This is a genomic window from Isoptericola sp. BMS4 (genome assembly GCF_011634835.1).
In the GTDB taxonomy this organism is placed as follows: Bacteria; Actinomycetota; Actinomycetes; order Actinomycetales; family Cellulomonadaceae; genus Isoptericola.
This window is the reverse complement of sequence record NZ_SIRP01000013.1, coordinates 1-2,154: the sequence shown is the minus strand read 5'-3', so window position 1 is coordinate 2,154 and position 2,154 is coordinate 1. Positions and strand designations below refer to the sequence as shown.

2 protein-coding genes are annotated in these 2,154 nt (G+C 74.9%); both read left to right on the top strand.

Features of this window, described 5'->3' with window-relative positions; all coding sequences use genetic code 11:
* Window positions 1–1,775, top strand: a 1,775-nt coding sequence (locus EYB28_RS19665) for a peptidase C14 (protein WP_166852932.1), incomplete at its 5' end; no start/stop codon positions are given.
* A gap of 52 nt (window positions 1,776–1,827) precedes the next feature.
* On the top strand, window positions 1,828–2,154 hold a 327-nt coding region (locus EYB28_RS19660), incomplete at its 3' end, for a DUF3597 domain-containing protein (RefSeq protein WP_166852929.1).

Below are 2,154 nucleotides of genomic sequence, written 5' to 3'. Positions count from 1 at the left end.
CCGCCGACGACGCCCTCGACGCCCTCGTGCGCGACCCGTCCGTCAGCCGCATCGAGGCGCACTCCGATCTGCTGTTCCACCGCCGGCACACGTTCACGCGTTCCCACCTGGTGCTCGACTTCGGCGGGCACACGGTCGACACCGACGGGATCGAGCGGAACACGCACGACAACCCGTTCGGCGCGGTGCTGTACTTCCGCGGGCACGTCACCGACACCACCCAGACCCGGACCCTCGCCGAGACGCACCCCGACCTGCGGGACGTGTTCGAGGTGGCCGACGCCGCCGCGTTCGCCGTCGGGCAGTGGTGGACCCTGACCTCCGACGCGCGGCCCGGCGGCGGCGCCGACGAGCGCGAGCTCCAGCGCCTGGTCGAGGTGACGCAGGTGGTGGACGGCACGCACGTGCGCGTCGACTACAAGGCCGGCTGGGAGCTGCCCGCGGGCCGCACCCTGACGTGGACCCGGGTCGAGCCCGTCGAGCAGGTGCACGTGCGGAACATGCGCTTCCTCGGGGCCGGGCCGTTCGACGGCCCCACGAACGGCGAGCTGCCCGACGACCGCGAGATGACGGGGTCGCACCCGGTGGCGTTCGAGTACGCCGTGCGCTGCGACGTCGAGGAGATCCACGGCGAACGCACCTGGTGGCCGGTGATCATGCGGCGCTGGAACACGCACTTCGTGACCCGGCGCTGCTCGGTGACCAACCCGCCCACCGTCTTCTACGGCGGCGCCGGCTACCTCACCCAGCAGATCTACTCCCTGTACGGGCACGTCGTGGACTGCCGCAGCCACAACGCCCGGCACCTCAACGACCTCACCGCGTCGGCCTACTGCCTGGTGGAGAACTGCCACGGCGACGGCGACGACGCGGGCGGCAACCCGTTCACGACCCACGGCCAGTACGAGCACGACCTGGTGTTCTCCGGGTGCAGCGGCCTCATGGACATCGCCAACTCGGGCGCCCAGTGGGGCACGGCGGCCAAGCGCATCACGATCCGGCGGCACGTCGCCTCCTGGTTCGTCGTCGGCACCAAGATCACCGACCTCACGCTGGAGGACGTCCACGTGGTGCCGCGCGCCACGTTCGACCCGCGGGCCACCATGACGATCAACGCGGACGGCGCGCACCTGCGCGGCTGCTCGGCGGGCTTCTTCGCCGTGGGCCAGCGCTCGTCGCTGTCGTCGCGCCCCACCGTCGTCGAGGACTGCGCCTTCGACCTGCCCGCCGGGTCGGTGCTGCACCAGACGCCCGTGACGAACCCGGTGCACTTCGTGCGCACCCGGTTCACCGGCTTCGACGGGACGATCCTGCGCGGCGCCGGGCCGGTGACGTTCACCGACTGCGAGGTCACCGGGGCCGCGGGCGACGCCGTCGCCGCCCCCGCGAGCGTGGGCTCGGCGGACGTCACGGTGCGCGGCGGCCGGTGGACCGGCGCCGGGCTCGCCCTCAGCGGCGTGCGTGACCAGCGCCTCTCCGTCGCCGGAACGACGATGACCGGCACCACGACGGCGGGCGCGCTCGTCTCCCGCGCCGGGGAGGGCGTCGTCGACGTCCACCTGCGCGGGGCGGACCTCACCGTGCCCGACGGCGCCACGCACGTCGCGCTCGCCGGTGGGCCGTCGTCGTACCGGGCGACGGGCAGCCGGTTCGCCGGCGGGCGCCTCGACGTCGCCGCCGCCTCCCCCGTCGTGCACGCCGGCTGCACCCTCGACGGGGTCGACGGCGTCCCCGAGCCCGGCCCGACGACCGTGCGGCACGCCACGCTCGGCTGAGCCGCCCCACGTTCCCACCCCTGACCGTGCACCACCCCAGGAAGGACGGACCATGACCACCCTCCCCACCACCACCGGTGACACCACCTCCCGCCGGTCCCTGCTGCGCGTGGCGGGCCTCACCGGGCTCGTCACCGCCGGGGCCGCCGTCAGCGGCGCCGTCGGCGGGCCGGGCGCCGTCGCCGCGCCGCTCCCGGCCGCGAGGGGCGCGGCGTCGTCGAGCGTCGACGTCGCCGCGACCGTCGCCGAGCTCGTCGCCCGGAAGGCGAAGAAGCTCGCCGACGGCGCCCTGGCCCAGCTGCTCGGGCACGCCGAGGCGGGCGACGGCGCCGCCCGGCTCGTGCGCTACGACGCCGGCTCCACCGCCGAGCCGAACGGC